The sequence below is a fragment of the Rathayibacter caricis DSM 15933 genome (genome assembly GCF_003044275.1).
Lineage (GTDB): Bacteria > Actinomycetota > Actinomycetes > Actinomycetales > Microbacteriaceae > Rathayibacter > Rathayibacter caricis.
This window is the reverse complement of the sequence record NZ_PZPL01000001.1, coordinates 188331-203700: the sequence shown is the minus strand read 5'-3', so window position 1 is coordinate 203700 and position 15370 is coordinate 188331. Positions and strand designations below refer to the sequence as shown.

Here is a 15370-nt window from a genome sequence, read left to right as displayed (position 1 = left end):
GTCAGTCCTCCTCGCGGTTGGCCATGAACTTGGCGACGCTGATCGAGCCGAAGACGGCGAAGAGCGCGAGGCCGAGGGCGACGGGGAGGGTGGTGGCGTGCCGGTTGACCGCCATCTCGGCTCCGATCCCGCAGATGATCGTGGCGACCAGCACGTCCGCCGCGACCACGCGGTCGAGCACCGAGGGGCCGAGGAGGATGCGCACCAGCGCGAGCACGCACGCGATGCCGAACACGGGCACGAGGATCCAGACGAGCCAGTCGATCATCGGAGCACCCCCGCACCCTCGCCGAGCGGCTGGTTCACGCGTGCGACGTCCTCCTTCGAGCCGATCGCGCGGACGATGCGCGCCTCGGTCCGGAGCACCGTGCGGCGCACCTCCTCGATCCGCTCGCCCTCGTCGTGGGTGACGCCGAGGACGTGCAGGTAGAGCACGTTCTGCTGCGGGTCGACGTCGATCACGAGCGAGCCCGGGACGAGCGACACCGCCTCGGTGGTCCAGACGAGCATGCCCTCGGAGCGGCTGCGCAGGTGCACCGCCACGATCGCGTTGTGCACCGGGACCGGAAGGGTGAGGATCTGCCACGACACGCGCACGGACGCGCTGGCGATGTCGAGCAGCAGGCGCAGGAGGAAGAGCAGCACGAACCACGGGTTGATGCGGTTCGAGAACTCGACGGGCGGGAGGTAGAAGACCCGGGTGATCAGCAGGGCGATCAGGAAGCCCGAGACGATCGAGAGCACCGAGACGTCGTCCCAGAGCAGCACCCAGATGCCGACGAGGGTGACGAACATCGCGACGCGGTTCCAGATGTCCACGCGGCGGCGGGGGCTCATCGGGGGCCCTCCTCTCCGAAGGACGAGTCGCGGTACACGGTGGCGATGTAGGTCGACGGATCGGCGATCTCGGCCGCGGCGTGCTCGCTCGCGTCGTAGAGCGGCCCGGCGCCGACGGTGAGCGCGATGCTCACGAGCACCATGCCGGCGGTCGCGAGCACCATCATGGGCGGCGAATGCCGGGTGCGGACGGTTCCCGTGTCGTGCGGATCCTCCTGCAGCTGGTCGATCAGCGGCGACTCGTAGCCGGGCACCTCCTCCTGGCGGCGCCAGAACGCCATGTTCCACACGCGGGCGACGGCGTAGAGGGTGAGCAGCGAGGTGACGGCGCCGGCGGCGATGACCGCCCAGATCAGCCACGAGGGCTGCTCCGTCGCCGACTCCGTGCCGGCGACGAACAGGCCGACCTTGCCGAGGAAGCCGGTGAACGGAGGGATGCCGCCGAGGTTCATCGCGGGGATGAAGTAGAGGAGCGCCAGCAGCGGCGAGGCCTTCAGCAGACCGCCCAGCCGCAGGATCGACGTCGTCCCTCCCACGCGCTCGATGAGCCCCGTCGCGAGGAACAGGGTGGTCTGCACCGTGATGTGGTGGATGACGTAGAAGATCGTCGCGGCGTAGCCCGCCTGCGACCCGATCGCGATGCCGAAGACCATGTAGCCGATGTGCGAGACCAGCGTGAACGAGAGCATGCGCTTGATGTCGGCCTGCGCGACCGCGCCGAGGATCCCGACGACGAGCGTCAGGAGGGAGACCACGAGCAGGACCGCGCTGAGGTCTCCTCCGGGGAACAGCAGCGTCTCGGTGCGGATCAGCGCGTAGACGCCGACCTTGGTGAGCAGGCCCGCGAACACCGCGGTGACCGGCGCGGGGGCGGTCGGGTACGAGTCGGGCAGCCAGAACGACAGCGGGAACACCGCCGCCTTGATGCCGAAGCCCAGCAGCAGCACCACGTGCAGAACGAGCTGCACGTCGGCGGGGAGCTCGGCGATGCGGATCGAGAGCTGCGCCATGTTGACCGTGCCGGTCGCTCCGTAGAGCAGGCCGATGGCCGAGAGGAAGAACACGCTCGAGACCAGGCTCACGACCACGTAGGTCGTGCCCGCCCGGATGCGCGGCGCGGTGCCGCCCAGCGTGATCAGCACGTAGCTCGCGGCCAGCAGGATCTCGAAGCCGACGTAGAGGTTGAAGAGGTCGCCCGCCACGAAGGCGTTGAGGATGCCCGCCGAGAGGATCAGGTAAGTCGGGTGGAAGATCGTGACCGGTGTCTCGCGGTTGCCGTCGACCAGGCCCTGGCCCACCGAGAACAGCAGGACGCCCAGCAGCGTGATCGAGGTGATCACGAGCATCAGCGCGGCGAGCGGATCGACGACCAGCACGATGCCCCACGGCGGCTCCCAGCCGCCCACGTAGACGGCGCTGCCGCCGTCGCCGTTCGTCAGCACGAGCACGAGCAGCACGGAGGAGATCACGAGGACCGCCGACAGCGTCACGATGTTGACGAGGATCTGGGCGCGGCGGTGCCGGCCGAGGACGAGGGCGACCGCGGCTCCCAGCAGGGGGAGGGTGACGACGAGGGGGATCAGCACGTTCATCGGTCCTCCTTCCTGTCGTCGCTCATCGAGCTCTCTCCGTGCCTGGCCGCCGTGCCCTCGTCGCTCGCCTCGAGCAGGTCGTCGAGGGCCTTGTCGTCGGCCGTGGTCTGCGCCGAGATGCCGGCGGCGTCGGCGCGCACCGACGCGTCGGTCTCGTCGTCCTCCACCTGGTCGGCGTTCGCGAGGCGCCAGCGCCGGTAGATCATGGCGAGCAGGAACGCGGTGATGCCGAACGTGATCACGATCGCGGTCAGGATGAGCGCCTGGGGGAGCGGGTCGGCCATCCCCTCCGCGGTCTCCTCGTAGCTGCGGCCGTCGTTCACGAACGGAGCGAACCCCGACCGGCCGGCCATCAGCAGGATCAGGATGTTGGTCGCGTTGCCGATCAGGACGAAGCCGATCAGGATCCGGGTGAGGCTGCGCTCGAGCATCTGGTAGACGCCGGCGGCGTACATCACGGCCATCACGACCACGAGGACGAGGGTGGTGCTCATGCGCCGTCCCCCCGTCCCGGGCCGCCGACGACCGTGGATCCGGTGGGGAGCTTCGTCTCGAGCCCGTCGACCGTGCCGGCGCCGGGGCCGGGGGTGCTGTCGGTCGAGTGGGTGACGCCGTCGCCCGAGGGCGAGCCCTGCTCGGCCTCCTCGCCGTGGCGGTCGACCTCGCCACCGAGGCTGCGGAGGATGTCGAGCGCCAGGCCGATCACGATGAGGTAGACCCCGATGTCGAAGAGGGTGGACGTGCCCAGGTGCAGCTCGCCGAGGATCGGCAGGTACAGGTCGAGCCAGCTCGACTCGAGCACCTCGAGTCCGAAGAAGAGGGAGGACACCGCGGTGCCGACGGCGAAGAGGAGCCCGAGTCCGAGCACCTTGCCCGCGTCGATCGGAGCGGCCTCGCCGAGCTCGAAGCGACCGCCCGCGAGGTACCGCGCGACCAGGGCGAGGCCGGCGAGCAGGCCGCCCGCGAAGCCTCCGCCCGGGGTGTTGTGGCCGGTGAAGAGCAGGTAGACCGACACGATCATCGCGGGGTGGAACAGGAGGCGCACGAGCACTTCGAGCACGATCGAGCGGTTCTCGGGGCGGAGCGTCCGCCCGGCGACGAGCCAGGAGCCGCGATCGCCCTCGCCCGCGGACTGCTCGGACTGCGGCGCGGGGGCCGTGAGGTCGCTGGCGCGCTCGCGGCGGTCGCCGGCGCCCGGCTGCTCCAGGCGCGGGGCGCCACCGGCCCGGCTCGAGAGGAAGATCAGGCTCGCGACTCCGGTGGCCACGACGACGAGGACCGAGATCTCGCCCATCGTGTCCCAGGCGCGGATGTCGACGAGCAGGACGTTGACGATGTTGCGGCCCTTCCCCTCCTCGTAGGCGAGGCGCGGGAGGTCGACCGAGATCGGAGTCGCGGTGCGGGCACCGAGGGCGATGGTCGCGACGACCGCCATGACGGCTCCGACCGAGATGCCGATCACGGCGCGCAGGCGCTTGCGCATCGGCTGGTGCTTCGCGGCGATCCGAGTCGGGAGGCGGCGCAGCACGAGCACGAAGACGACCAGCGTCACCGTCTCGATGAGCGCCTGAGTCAGGGCGAGGTCGGGGGCGCCCTTGAGCGCGAAGAGCGCGACCATGCCGTAGCCCGTCGCTCCCGCCAGCAGCACGGCCGCGACGCGGTTGCGGGCGAGCGCGCAGAGGATCGCGGCGAGGATCATCACGGCGGCGACCGCCAGCTGGCCCGGGGTGTCCCAGAAGACCAGCTCATCGGGCCAGGTGCGGTTGAACGCCGCGGCACCGCCGGCTCCGACGACGAAGACCGCGAAGATCACGGTGAGGTAGCGGGGGAGCGATCCGCGCTGGACGAACTCGGTCACCGTGCTGGCGACGCGGTCGAGCCAGCGCACCGTGGCCCAGTAGCCCTCGGCCGAGTCGATGCGGTTGGGCACCTTCGACTGCAGGCGGGCGACCGCGACGCGCTTCGCGAAGAGCAGGAGGCCGATCGCGATCACGAGGGCGCTCAGCGCGAGCGCCGGCTCGAAGCCGTGCCAGAGCGCCAGGTGGTAGCCGCCGTGGTCCGACTCCTCGGCCGCCGCGACCAGCTCCGCGTCCCCGTCGGGAGCGCCGAACGGGAGGGTGTCGGCGTAGACCGCGATCAGCGGGTCGAGCACCGACGCGGCGATGCCGAACACGACGCTCGCGGCGGCCAGGAGCACCGGCGGAGCGGTGAAGGTCCACGGCTCGGCGTGCAGGTGAGTGTCCTCCAGCCCCTTCTTGCGCGCGAAGGCGCCCCAGAAGAAGCGCGCCGAGTACGCCACGGTGATGATCGAGCCCAGGACGAGTCCGATCAGCGCCACCCAGGCCCAGGCCGAGCCCTGCTCGATCGCCGAGATCAGGCTCGTGAACACGGCCTCCTTGGCGACGAATCCGAGCAGCGGAGGCACTCCCGCCATCGAGAGCACGCCCAGCAGCGCGGCCCCCGCGAGCACCGGCGCTCGGCGGCCCAGCCCGCTGAGCTTGCGCAGATCGCGGGTGCCCGCGCGGTGGTCGACGATCCCGACGACGAGGAAGAGGAGCGCCTTGAACAGGGCGTGACCGACGAGCAGGGTGAGCCCGGCCAGCGCGGCGTCGCGCGAGCCGAAGCCGACCGCCACGGTCAGGAAGCCGAGCTGGCTGACGGTGCCGTAGGCGAGCACGAGCTTGAGGTCGTACTGGCGGAGCGATCGCCACCCGCCGACGAGCATGGTCCAGACGCCGACGCTCACCACGACGGGCAGCCAGACGGAGTCGTCGGCGAACCCGGGCGCGAGGCGGGCGACCAGGTAGATGCCCGCCTTGACCATCGCGGCGGCGTGCAGGTAGGCGCTGACGGGGGTGGGCGCGGCCATCGCGGCCGGCAGCCAGAAGTGGAAGGGGACGAGCGCCGACTTCGAGAAGGCGCCGAGCAGCACCAGCACCAGGGCGGTCGAGACGATCGGGCCGGACGGCGCCGCGGCGACGATGCCCGCGAGGCTCGTGGTGCCCGACTCGACGATGAGGATCACGACGCCGACGAGCATCGCGAGACCGCCGAGCGTGGTCACGAGCAGGGCCTGGAGACCGGCTCCGCGGCTCTCCTTGCGACCGCTGTAGTGGCCGATCAGGAGGTAGGAGAGGACGCTCGTGGCCTCCCAGAAGACGAAGAGGATGATCACGTCGTCGGCGGTGACCAGCCCGTACATCACTCCGGCGAAGGCGGAGAGCAGAGCGGCGAAGCGGCCCAGCGACGGCTCGTCGCGCGAGAAGTAGGACGCGCAGTACGCCAGCACGAGGGCGCCGACTCCGCTGACCACGAGCGCCAGCACGACCGAGAGGGCGTCGAGGCGGAACGACAGCGCGATGTCGAGCGCGGGGATCCACGGCACGGTCTCGCGGATCTCGCCGCCGTCGAGGATCGCGGGGAGCGCGGTGGCCGTGGCGACGAAGGTGCCGGCGGGCACGACCGCCAGGGCGTAGAAGGTCTTCGGACCGAACCGGTCGACGATCCAGGGCGTCACGACGGCGAGGGAGAACGAGATCGCGAGGATGAGGAGCATCACATGTTCCTCCCAAGGTGTACCCAGCGCAGTCGTAGGTCCAGGGTATCCGAGGGCTGTGGCGCAGAACCTGAGTACGGCGAGGCTTGACGGGTCGCGGGGTCTCGGAGAAGCGCCGGGCTCCTGCCGCGGTGCGCCGCCGCACCGTAGCGTGGGGCCATGGCCCGCTCCCTCCTCCCCGATCAGCTCTGCCGGATCCGTGTGCACGACGTCGCCTCCGGCACGTCGACGACCGTCTTCGAGTCGCGCACTCTGCTCGTCGAAGCGCCCAACTGGTCGCCCGACGGCTCGTTCCTCGTCGTCAACGGCGACGGCCTGCTGTTCCGGCTGCCGCTCGAGGGTGCCGACTCGGGCACGCTCCAGCCGGTCCCGCTCGACGGCGTGCCGGAGGAGCTCAACAACGACCACGTGCTCGCGCCCGCCGGCGGGCTCGCGTACGTGTCGGCGCGCGACGGTCACCTGTACGCGGTGGCCTTGGACGGATCGGCGCCGGCGCGGCGGCTGACGGAGGAGGCGCCCGGAGCGCGCTTCAAGCACTACCTCCACGGAGTCTCGCCCGACGGCACGCTGCTCGCCCTGATCGGTGGCGGCGAGGACGCCTCCGGCCGCTGGGTCACGAACGTGTACACGATGCCCGCCGAGGGAGGCCCGCTCACCGCGCTGACCGCCGACGAGCACCCCGACGACGGGGTCGACTTCGACGAGACCGGCGAGGTCCTCTACTTCAACTCCGAGCGCGGTGGCGGAGGTCGGGCCCAGCTGTTCCGGATGCGCCTCGACGGCTCCGAGCTCGAGCGCGTCGTCGAGTCCGCCACCGTCGACTGGTTCCCGCACGTCTCTCCCGACGGAGCGCTCCTGCTCTCGCTCGCCTACCCGGACGGCACCGCCGGGCACCCGGAGAACCTCCCGGTGGAGCTGCGCCTGCTGGACCTCGCGGGCCGGCCCGCCGGATCCGTCGAGCCCGGCCGCCTGGTGGAGCGCCTCTTCGGCGGGCAGGGCACGATCAACGTCGCCGGCTGGGCTCCCGACTCGTCCCGCTTCGCCTACGCCGACTACCCGCTGCCCGAGCACCTCTGAGAGCGGAGCGGGCTCGGCGCCTGAGTGCTTGCTCCACATGCGCCGGAGGAGGAGCGAGCGCCCCGCACCCAGCGGGTTGAATCGGATCATGACGATCGACAGCGCCCCCACCGCCCACGACTCCTCCACCCGCGCACCGCTCGGCGACTCCGGCATCGAGGTCTTCCCGCTTTCGCTCGGCGGCAACGTCTTCGGCTGGACCGCGGGACGCCAGACCTCCTTCGACGTCCTCGACGGCTACGTGGCCGCAGGCGGGAACTTCATCGACACCGCCGACTCCTACTCGGCGTGGGTCCCCGGCAACAAGGGCGGCGAGTCCGAGACGATCATCGGCGAGTGGCTGAGCCGCCGCTCGGACCGAGACGACGTGGTCGTCGCGACGAAGGTCAGCCGCCACCCCGAGTTCCAGGGCCTCGCCCCCGACACCGTGCGCGCCGCCGCCCGCGCCTCGCTCGAGCGCCTGCGCACCGACCGCATCGACCTCTACTACGCCCACTTCGACGACGACGCGGTCGCGATGGAGGACATCGCCCGCGTCTTCTCGGAGCTCGTCGACGAGGGCCTGGTGCGCGCGATCGGCGTCTCGAACTTCAGCGCCGAGCGCATCGCGGAGTGGCTCCGCATCGCTGCGGCGGAGGGACTGCACGCGCCCGTCGCCCTGCAGCCGCACTACAACCTCGTCGAGCGCGGCATCGAGGCCGACCTGCTGCCGCTCGCCCGCGAGCACGGCCTGGCGGTCGTCCCCTACTACGCCCTCGCCTCCGGGTTCCTGACCGGCAAGTACCGCGACGGCACGACGTCCGACTCGCCCCGTGCCTCCGGAGCCGCGCAGTACCTCGACGACCGCGGTCGCCGGGTGCTCGGCGCGCTGGACGCGGTGGCGGAGGGTCACGGGGTCGAGGTTGCGACGGTCGCGCTGGCCTGGCTCCGCTCGCAGCCCGGAGTCGTCGCGCCGATCGCCAGCGCCCGCGTGATGGAGCAGCTCCCCGCCCTGGTCGCCTCCGCGACCCTCGTCCTCGGCGAGGCCGAGCTCGCCTCCCTCGACGCGGCGAGCCGCTCGTAACGGCGCGGAGGCGGGCCTCGGTCCTGGTGGAGGAGTGCAGCGTCGACGGACGTCGATCGAGCGCCGTCTCCGGAACGGGACGGAACGCCTCCCCGGACATCGTCGGCGGGCCGCGCGGCGCTCGGTGAGCGCCGAGGACGACGTCTACTCGACGCCTTTCAGTGCGCTGGCCATCTCGATCCGCCGGACGCGCCGGGTCAGGAGCAGTGTCGCTGTGAGGGCGAAGAACAAGGTGACGGCGGAGGCGGTCACGAGTGTCGGAGCCGTCACGTGGGGCACGTAGACGGCGCGGTCGTCGCTGAACAGCGCTGTGTACTGCGCGAGGAACCACAGGCCGAGCGGAATGCCGAGGAGCCATCCGACCACGGCGGTGAGGGCGTTCTCCGTGCCGGCCAGGCGGCGGAGTTCGCGAGTGCGGGACCCGAGGACGCGCAAGGTGGCGTAGGAGCGCTGGCGCTCCGAGAAGCTCAGCGCTCCCAGGTTGTACAGGGAGACGACCGCGAGGAGTACCGCGAGGACCTTCATGATCGTGAAGACCCCGCCCAGGCTGGCGATCACCTGTTCCGCGTTCGCGCGCTGCTGACCGAGCGGGAGGGTCGTCGTCGCAGCGGCGGAATCGTCCAGTGCGCCCGGTGGGAGAGGGCTCCGAGTCAGGTAGGCGGTCGGTGCGAAGACGCCGCCGGACTCCGTCCACTCCGCTCGCGTGAGGAGGATGCCCTGCGGCTGTGAGATGACGGCGGTCGACGCCAGGGAGACGTCCACCGTCTGCCCGCCTCCGACCTCGATCCGCACGGGCGATCCGATCACCGCGTCGGCCGTCGCCCGCACTCGAGGAGTGATCGCCGCGCCCGCGCCGAGATCGAGGACGCGGTCGTCCGCATCCCGGAGGACGAAGAGGTCGCCGGGTCCGAGGACGGTGAGCACGTACTCCGTCCTGTCCTTGCCGTCGAAACGGAAGGGGCGCTGCATCACCCACTGTCCCGAGCCCGCCGCGGTCTCGAGAGCAGCGAGCTGCTCCGGAGTCGCACCCGGTGCCACGGCGACCCAGTCGGCGTAGCGGTACTGATCGTCGTATCCCCGTGCGACCTGGTGCGAGAGCGACTCGGGGATCCCAAACCCGGCGAGGAGCAGCATCATGCACCCGGACGAGGCGAGGACGCCGACTCCGATGCGCAGCGGGTTCCCGACCGCGTCCCGCAGAGCCCACCGCTCCCCGAATCCGATCCGCGACCAGGCCCGGGGCGACCGTTCGATCAGCAGGCGGTGAGAGCGCTCCGCAGCCGGCCTCATCCCGACGGCCGGAGAGCGGGACCGCGCACCGGCTGTGACCGCCCAGGCCGCGACCGCGCACGCGAGGAGGAGCCCGAGCGCGAGGAGCGGCGTGGTCCAGGAGTACGAGATGCGCCAGTTCGGAAGGGCGAACGCCTCCTGCTGCGTGCCCAGGACGTACGAGGACAGCGCAGGAGCGAGTGCCGCACCCACGGCGGCACCGATGACGACGACGGTGGAGGACAGGCCGACGAACGAGAGGCCGATCGTCGTCCGCCCGAGGCCGAGTGCGCCGAGGGTGGCGGTCTCGGTCCTCTGGATCTCGACCAGTCTGCGGATCGATGTCGACATCGCCAGCAGGGCGACCAGGACGAAGAGGGAGCTGAACATCACGGAGACGTCGCGGATCTGCCCGACCCGGATGAAGACGGGGGCGATCGAGGGGTTCGAGGTGCGATCGGAGAAACCGAGGTAGCGCTCGCCGAGGATGTCCGGCGCATGCTCCTGGACCTCCGCCGCTCCGCCGACGACGCGGAGCGTGTCGCCCGTGAACGCGATGCCGAAGGCGTCGGCTGCTTCCGCGGCGGACATCAGAGCGGGCGCGTAGTCGTCGAAATCCGGAGCGATCAGACCGGGCGCGGTGAGGGCCAGCGCGTCGGGGACCACGACGAGGCCGCGCACGACCGGCGCGTCGGCGTGTCCGGGGCGGGACAGCTGGATCCGATCTCCGACCACGACGCCGTGCGCCTGCGCGTAGGCCGCATCGATCCAGATGCCCTCGCCGTCAGGATCCACGGGCGCGCCCGCCGTCACCAGGGGACGATTGACGGACGTGGATCCGGACGATGTCACGAGGAGCGTGCCGGTGCCGTCGGCGCGAGCGTGGAGGAGCGGGAAGGTCGTCGAGCTCGAGACGTCGACGACCCCGGGGAGGCGGGTGAGCGCCGCGACGTCCGATGCGGTGCTGGCGGACGCGCGGACCCAGGCGTCGGGGAGAGCACTCTCGGCGGCGAAGCGGTCGATCTCGACCTGCATGCCCCGCCAGGCGCCTTCCAGCCCGGCGTACACCGTCACGCTCAGGGCCGACATCAGCAGCACCGACACGAACTGGCTCCCGTAGCGGAGGAGATCGCGCCGGAGCTTGGTCACCAGGAGACCGATCATCCGATCGCCTCGGACACCGGAACGGGGTGAGGATTCACCTCGGAGCTGACGATCTCGCCGTCGTTCAACCGGATCAAGCGGTCCGCCGTGCCGCCGAGCCGGTGGTCGTGCGTCACGACGACGACCGCGGTCGTCGTGGCGGCGGCGGTGGCCTGCAGAAGCGTCATGATGCGCTCGCCCGTTCTCGAGTCCAGAGCTCCGGTGGGCTCGTCGCAGAGCAGCAGAGCCGGACGCTTGACCAGCGCTCGGGCGATGGCGACCCGCTGCATCTCGCCGCCGGACAACTGGCCGGGGAAGTTGGACGCCCGGTGCGTCAGCCCGACTCCCGCCAGCTCCTCCACAGCGCGGCTCTCGGCCGAGCGGCGGTCCATGGTCAGCGACGCGGCCAGAGCGACGTTCTCGAGCGCCGTCAGATTCGCGATCAGGTTGTAGAACTGGAAGACGAACCCCACCGAATTCCGCCGGTACTCGGTCAGGCTCTTCTCGCGGTACGTCGAGATGGTCTCCTCGCCGACGCGGATGGTCCCGCTGCTGCAGGTGTCCATCCCTCCGAGAAGATTCAGCAGTGTGCTCTTCCCCGAGCCCGACGGGCCGAGGACGACGGTGAAGTGACCCTGCTCGATGTCGAGGTCGGCCTGCCTGAGCGCGGTGACCCGGCGACCTCCCGTTCGGTAGGACTTCGAGACGCCCTCCAGTCGGACGAAGGGCCGGTCGGTCAGCACTGAAGGATCACTGCGCCGTAGTGGGTTCCCGCGCCGGTGCCCACGAGCAGCACGGACTCGCCCTCCTGGATCCGGGCGCGGTGGAGTGCGAGGGGGATCGCGGACCCGATCGTGTTCCCGACCTCGCCGAGGGTGACGATCATCTTCTCGCGACCCCAGAGCCGCGCCATCCCCTCCATCCCGGCCTTGCTGGTCTGATGGGGGACGATGCGGTCGATGCCCGGGGTCCCCTTGCTGAGGCCGGGACGCACGCCTTCGAGGAACCGCGGGAAATGACGGAGGGCGTCGACGAGGAGCTGACCGCCCTTCATGTCGAACTTGAAGTCGCTCAAGCGCTCCGCTGCTTCCTCGACGCGGATCCGGGAGCCCATGCCCCTGATCTCGGCGTGACGGACTCCCGAGGTCTGAGTCTTGAACGACGACGCGACGACGCCCTGACCATCGAGGAGTGCGGGGCCGACGACGACGGCCGCGGCGGCGTCTCCGAACAGGATCGCGCTCTCGGCCTGGGTGAAGTCGATCCCCCTGCTGCCTCCTTCCGTGGCGACGATCAGGACGTGCTGGGCTCGGCCGCTCGCGATGAGGAATCCCGCCTCCTGCAGTGCGAACAGGAACGAGAGGCACGTGGCGTGGAGGCTGTACGCGAACACATCGGTGAGGCCGAGGCCCGCGGCGAGGAGTGCTCCGCCGTCGGGAATGGCCTGGAGCTGGGTTCCGGAGGCGTTGAGCACGACGTCCACGTCCTCGGCGCGCACACCGGAGGCCTCCAGGGCGCGCCGGGCGGCGAGAACGCCCAGGTCCAGAGGATCCTCGTCCTCGGCGAGCCAATGCCTCGTCCGGACTCCTGTCCGCCGGATCGCCTCTTCTGTCGGAATACCGCAGAGCGCCGCTACTTCGGCTGTGGAGACGACCCTCTCCGGCAATGCCTCACCTGTTCCCATAATGCGGATCGGCAGTGTCGCGGACATGATGTCGCCCCTCTGCTTCGAATTGACGGGCGACGAAGCATCATCTGTATAGCAGGGTCGCGTTTCCGCTGTGTAAAGTGCGGATACCGTCTCTCATCACGAGGATCTCCGTTGTCGACTGTCCCCGGGAAAGGCGTGCAACGGGTGATTCCGGAGTAGTCGGGGCGCTTGTCCATCGATCGGTCACAAGAGAAGAGACCAATGTCACCGGAATTGTCACAGGCGTCCTCGGAAGTGGATGTCATCCGATCAGTCCGGAGAGAATGCACAAGGGCGAGTGCCGAGGAATCGGGCGGACGCTCATCCCCTTCGTGTCGTCCTGCGGTCGTCCGGACATCGGAGATCACGTCGTCGTCCGCGAGGAGGACGTGACCGGGGATCGACGGGTCCTGATCACCGGGGCCACAGGATTCCTCGGCGGGTACGCGGTGTCCGAATTCGCGGCGAACGGTGACGACGTCATCGCGTCCGGACGGAACACCGCCGTGCTGGATCGTCTCGCGCGAACGCATCGACTGGAGACCATCGCACGGGATCTGCACGGGCTCGCCTCCACGGCGGTGCGCGCGGACGTGCTGGTGCACGCAGCTGCGCTGTCGAGCCCGTGGGCCCGGAGCAAGGACTTCCAGGAGCACAACGTCGTCGGCACGCGCCGCATGATCGATCTCGTCGAGCGCTCGGGAGTGCGCAGGATGGTGTTCGTCTCCTCGCCGAGCATCTACTCGGCGCACCGTCATCGCTTCGATGTCCGCGAGGACGAGGTCGACCCCCGCAACACGATGAGCCTCTACATCCGCAGCAAGATCACCGCTGAGCGGATGCTGCAGACCGCTCACGCCGAGGGCCGCATCCCCGAACTGGTGATCCTCCGACCGCGCGGGCTGATCGGGGTCGGCGACCCGAGCCTCCTCCCTCGACTCGTCGAGGCGAGCCGGCGAGGAGGGATCCCGCTGTTCGACGACGGCGAGAACCTCGTCGACGTGACCTGCGTCGAGAACGCCGCCACCGCCCTCCGTCTCGCGGCGGACACCCCCACCGCGCACGGCTCCGTCTACAACATCACGAACGGGGAGCCGACGCCCTTCGGAGCGCTCCTGGACCGGTTCTTCGCCGCGATGGGAGAAGTGCCGCGGTACCGGAGAGTCGATCTGAGGGTCCTGCGTGCGGCAGCGGTCGCGCTGGAGCGGATCTACACGCTCGCCCCGGTCGGGGCCGAACCGCCGTTCACCCGATACACGGTCGCGACGCTCGCCTACGCGCAGACGCTCGACATCTCCCGGGCCCGCGCCGAGCTCGGCTACCGTCCGTCAGTCCCTCTCAGTGAGGGGATCGCCCGGGTCGGCGCTCACTTCCGGGCGCTCCGTGGCTGACCCGGTCCTGCAGTGCTTCCGCTGCGGTCGGACGTCGTCCACCGGCGTCGCACTCTGCTTCAGCCACGACCACGACTCCTCGAAGGTGCTGATCCCGTGATGTCCGCTCTGACAGTCCTCCGCGCTTTCTCGCAGACGCGCTGGTCGCGGCGGTTCCGCTCACCCGACCGACTCGCGGCGCACCAGCGACGACTGCTGCTCCGCCACCTCCGTTTCCTCGGGCGGCACTCCCCGTACTTCACGGCTCTCGCCGCGCAGCAGGAGCGTCCCGGCGATCCTCTCGAACTCCAGCGCCTCCCGCTGATGGACAAAGCGGTCATGATGGCGACCTTCGACGCGATGAACACGGTCGGCCTGCGCCGGGACGACGTGCTGGCGCTGGCCCTCGAGAGCGAGCGGAGCCGCGACTTCACTCCCACTCTCCACGGCGTCTCCGTCGGACTCTCGTCCGGTACGAGCGGGCACCGGGGCTTGTTCGTCGTGAGCCGACGCGAGCGGGAGCGCTGGGCCGGGACCGTGCTGGCCCGGTTCCTCCCGCCCGGACGGATACTCGGCCAGCGGATCGCCTTCTTCCTGCGGGCCGACAACACGCTCTACGAGACGGTGCAGTCACGAGTCGTCTCCTTCCGCTTCTTCGACGTCTACGACGAGGCGGCCGAGAACGTCCGCCGCCTCGGCGCGTACCGGCCCACCCTCCTCGTCGCTCCTCCGTCGGTTCTGCTGATGCTCGCCGCCGCTGTCCGCGCGGGGGAGCTGGACATCGATCCGATCCGTGTCGTCTCGGTCGCCGAAGTCCTGCAACCGGGTGATGAGGCGGTCATCGCTGCGGCATTCGGTCAGGAGGTGATCCATCAGGCCTATCAGTGCACAGAAGGATTCCTCGCGCACACGTGCGCACTCGGAACGCTGCACCTCAACGAGGATCTCGTCGCCGTCGAACGCGAAGAGCTCGGGGACGGGCGCTTCATCCCCATCGTGACGGATCTCACCCGGAGAGCGCAGCCGATCGTGCGCTACCGCCTGAACGACGTCCTGCGCAGCCGCTCCACCCCTTGCCCCTGCGGCAGCGCCCTCACGGCCCTCGACGGCATCGAGGGCCGTGAGGACGACGTCCTCCTCCTGCCCGGCCCGGACGGACAGCCGATCCGGGTCTACTCCGACCTGATCGTGCGGGCGATGATGTACGCCGAGGGATTCGAGGAGTTCCGCGTGGTGCAGACCGGCGAGGAGCAGCTCACCGTCGCGGTCGATGCGCTGAACGCCGAGGTGGAGCGGTCGGTCGCGCTCGAGATGTCGATCCTCGGCCGGAGGCTCGGGTTCCGTCCGCCGGCGCTCGTCTTCCAGCAGTACTCCCACGACGGATCCAAGAAGCTGCGGCGGGTGGAGCGGGCTCTCTGAGCGGATGGCGTCCGGAGCGCTGTCGACCCGGCTGGACCCTGCCCCACCGCGGTCACCGCCCCTCCAGCGAGGTGCTATTGTCTAACGGTGCCAAATCGCGGGCACGCCCCGAGAGGGGCAGGCCCCCCGGGGCCGGAGCCCGCAGGTGCGCCCCCTTAGCTCATTGGTAGAGCACTTCCTTGGTAAGGAAGAGGTAGTGGGTCCGATTCCCACAGGGGGCTCCGTTCCCCGCAGGTCGAGCCTGCGAAGAACGCGCGGCGGGGTAGCTCAGGTGGTTAGAGCACACGGCTCATAATCGTGGTGTCGCGGGTTCAAGTCCCGCTCCCGCTACGTTCCGGAAGAACCCCGGCTCCT

General features: G+C 70.1%; 12 protein-coding genes and 2 tRNA genes. 6 read left to right on the top strand and 8 right to left on the bottom strand.

What is annotated here, in order from left to right:
• Nucleotide 1 precedes the first annotated feature (1 nt).
• Genes C1I63_RS00950 through C1I63_RS00930 form a run of 5 tightly spaced genes read right to left on the bottom strand, consistent with a single transcriptional unit; the run spans nucleotide 2 to nucleotide 5985 of the window.
• The gene (locus C1I63_RS00950) at nucleotides 2–268 is read right to left on the bottom strand and encodes an MrpF/PhaF family protein (protein WP_170116282.1); all 267 of its coding nucleotides are present in this window, start codon (nucleotides 266–268) and stop codon (nucleotides 2–4) included.
• On the bottom strand, nucleotides 265–837 hold the full coding sequence (locus C1I63_RS00945) for a Na+/H+ antiporter subunit E (RefSeq protein ID WP_107573420.1): 573 nt from the start codon (nucleotides 835–837) through the stop codon (nucleotides 265–267). Before C1I63_RS00945 ends, C1I63_RS00950 begins: the two co-directional genes overlap by 4 nt.
• Nucleotides 834–2429 (bottom strand): Na+/H+ antiporter subunit D, encoded by a 1596-nt coding sequence (locus C1I63_RS00940; RefSeq protein ID WP_107573419.1) that lies wholly within the window; start codon nucleotides 2427–2429, stop codon nucleotides 834–836. The genes C1I63_RS00945 and C1I63_RS00940 overlap by 4 nt, the downstream gene beginning before the upstream one ends.
• Nucleotides 2426–2923 (bottom strand): Na(+)/H(+) antiporter subunit C, encoded by a 498-nt coding sequence (locus tag C1I63_RS00935; protein WP_055790568.1) that lies wholly within the window; start codon nucleotides 2921–2923, stop codon nucleotides 2426–2428. The genes C1I63_RS00940 and C1I63_RS00935 overlap by 4 nt, the downstream gene beginning before the upstream one ends.
• Nucleotides 2920–5985, bottom strand: a complete 3066-nt coding sequence (locus tag C1I63_RS00930) for a Na+/H+ antiporter subunit A (RefSeq protein ID WP_107573418.1) — start codon at nucleotides 5983–5985, stop codon at nucleotides 2920–2922. Before C1I63_RS00930 ends, C1I63_RS00935 begins: the two co-directional genes overlap by 4 nt.
• A 159-nt stretch (nucleotides 5986–6144) precedes the next feature.
• Here C1I63_RS00930 and C1I63_RS00925 point away from each other — a divergent pair, with 159 nt between their 5' ends.
• Together C1I63_RS00925 and C1I63_RS00920 are read left to right on the top strand one after the other, a co-directional pair.
• Nucleotides 6145–7062 (top strand): TolB family protein, encoded by a 918-nt coding sequence (locus C1I63_RS00925; RefSeq protein ID WP_107573417.1) that lies wholly within the window; start codon nucleotides 6145–6147, stop codon nucleotides 7060–7062.
• Nucleotides 7063–7150: 88 nt separating this feature from the next.
• Nucleotides 7151–8125: an aldo/keto reductase gene (locus C1I63_RS00920; protein ID WP_107573416.1), complete on the top strand. Its 975-nt coding sequence runs from the start codon at nucleotides 7151–7153 to the stop codon at nucleotides 8123–8125.
• Nucleotides 8126–8269: 144 nt separating this feature from the next.
• Here the strand turns inward: C1I63_RS00920 and C1I63_RS00915 are convergent, their stop codons facing one another.
• Genes C1I63_RS00915 through C1I63_RS00905 form a run of 3 tightly spaced genes read right to left on the bottom strand, consistent with a single transcriptional unit; the run spans nucleotide 8270 to nucleotide 12035 of the window.
• Nucleotides 8270–10558: an ABC transporter permease gene (locus C1I63_RS00915; RefSeq protein WP_107573415.1), complete on the bottom strand. Its 2289-nt coding sequence runs from the start codon at nucleotides 10556–10558 to the stop codon at nucleotides 8270–8272.
• Nucleotides 10555–11280 carry an ABC transporter ATP-binding protein gene (locus tag C1I63_RS00910; protein WP_211315539.1) on the bottom strand — a complete coding sequence of 242 codons (726 nt, stop codon included), beginning with the start codon at nucleotides 11278–11280 and terminating at the stop codon, nucleotides 10555–10557. The genes C1I63_RS00915 and C1I63_RS00910 overlap by 4 nt, the downstream gene beginning before the upstream one ends.
• A complete protein-coding gene (locus C1I63_RS00905) occupies nucleotides 11274–12035 on the bottom strand; it encodes a 3-oxoacyl-ACP synthase III family protein (protein ID WP_211315538.1) in 762 nt (253 codons plus the stop codon). Before C1I63_RS00905 ends, C1I63_RS00910 begins: the two co-directional genes overlap by 7 nt.
• A gap of 581 nt (nucleotides 12036–12616) precedes the next feature.
• Between C1I63_RS00905 and C1I63_RS00900 the strand changes: the two genes are divergently transcribed.
• The 4 genes from C1I63_RS00900 to C1I63_RS00885 all read left to right on the top strand — a co-directional run bounded on the left by C1I63_RS00900 (nucleotide 12617) and on the right by C1I63_RS00885 (nucleotide 15346).
• Nucleotides 12617–13618, top strand: a complete 1002-nt coding sequence (locus C1I63_RS00900; protein WP_211315537.1) for an NAD-dependent epimerase/dehydratase family protein — start codon at nucleotides 12617–12619, stop codon at nucleotides 13616–13618.
• Nucleotides 13619–13717: 99 nt separating this feature from the next.
• Nucleotides 13718–15016 (top strand): F390 synthetase-related protein, encoded by a 1299-nt coding sequence (locus C1I63_RS00895; protein WP_107573412.1) that lies wholly within the window; start codon nucleotides 13718–13720, stop codon nucleotides 15014–15016.
• Nucleotides 15017–15165: 149 nt separating this feature from the next.
• Nucleotides 15166–15237, top strand: a tRNA-Thr gene (locus C1I63_RS00890).
• 35 nt (nucleotides 15238–15272) lie between these two features.
• Nucleotides 15273–15346, top strand: a tRNA-Met gene (locus tag C1I63_RS00885).
• Nucleotides 15347–15370 lie beyond the last annotated feature (24 nt).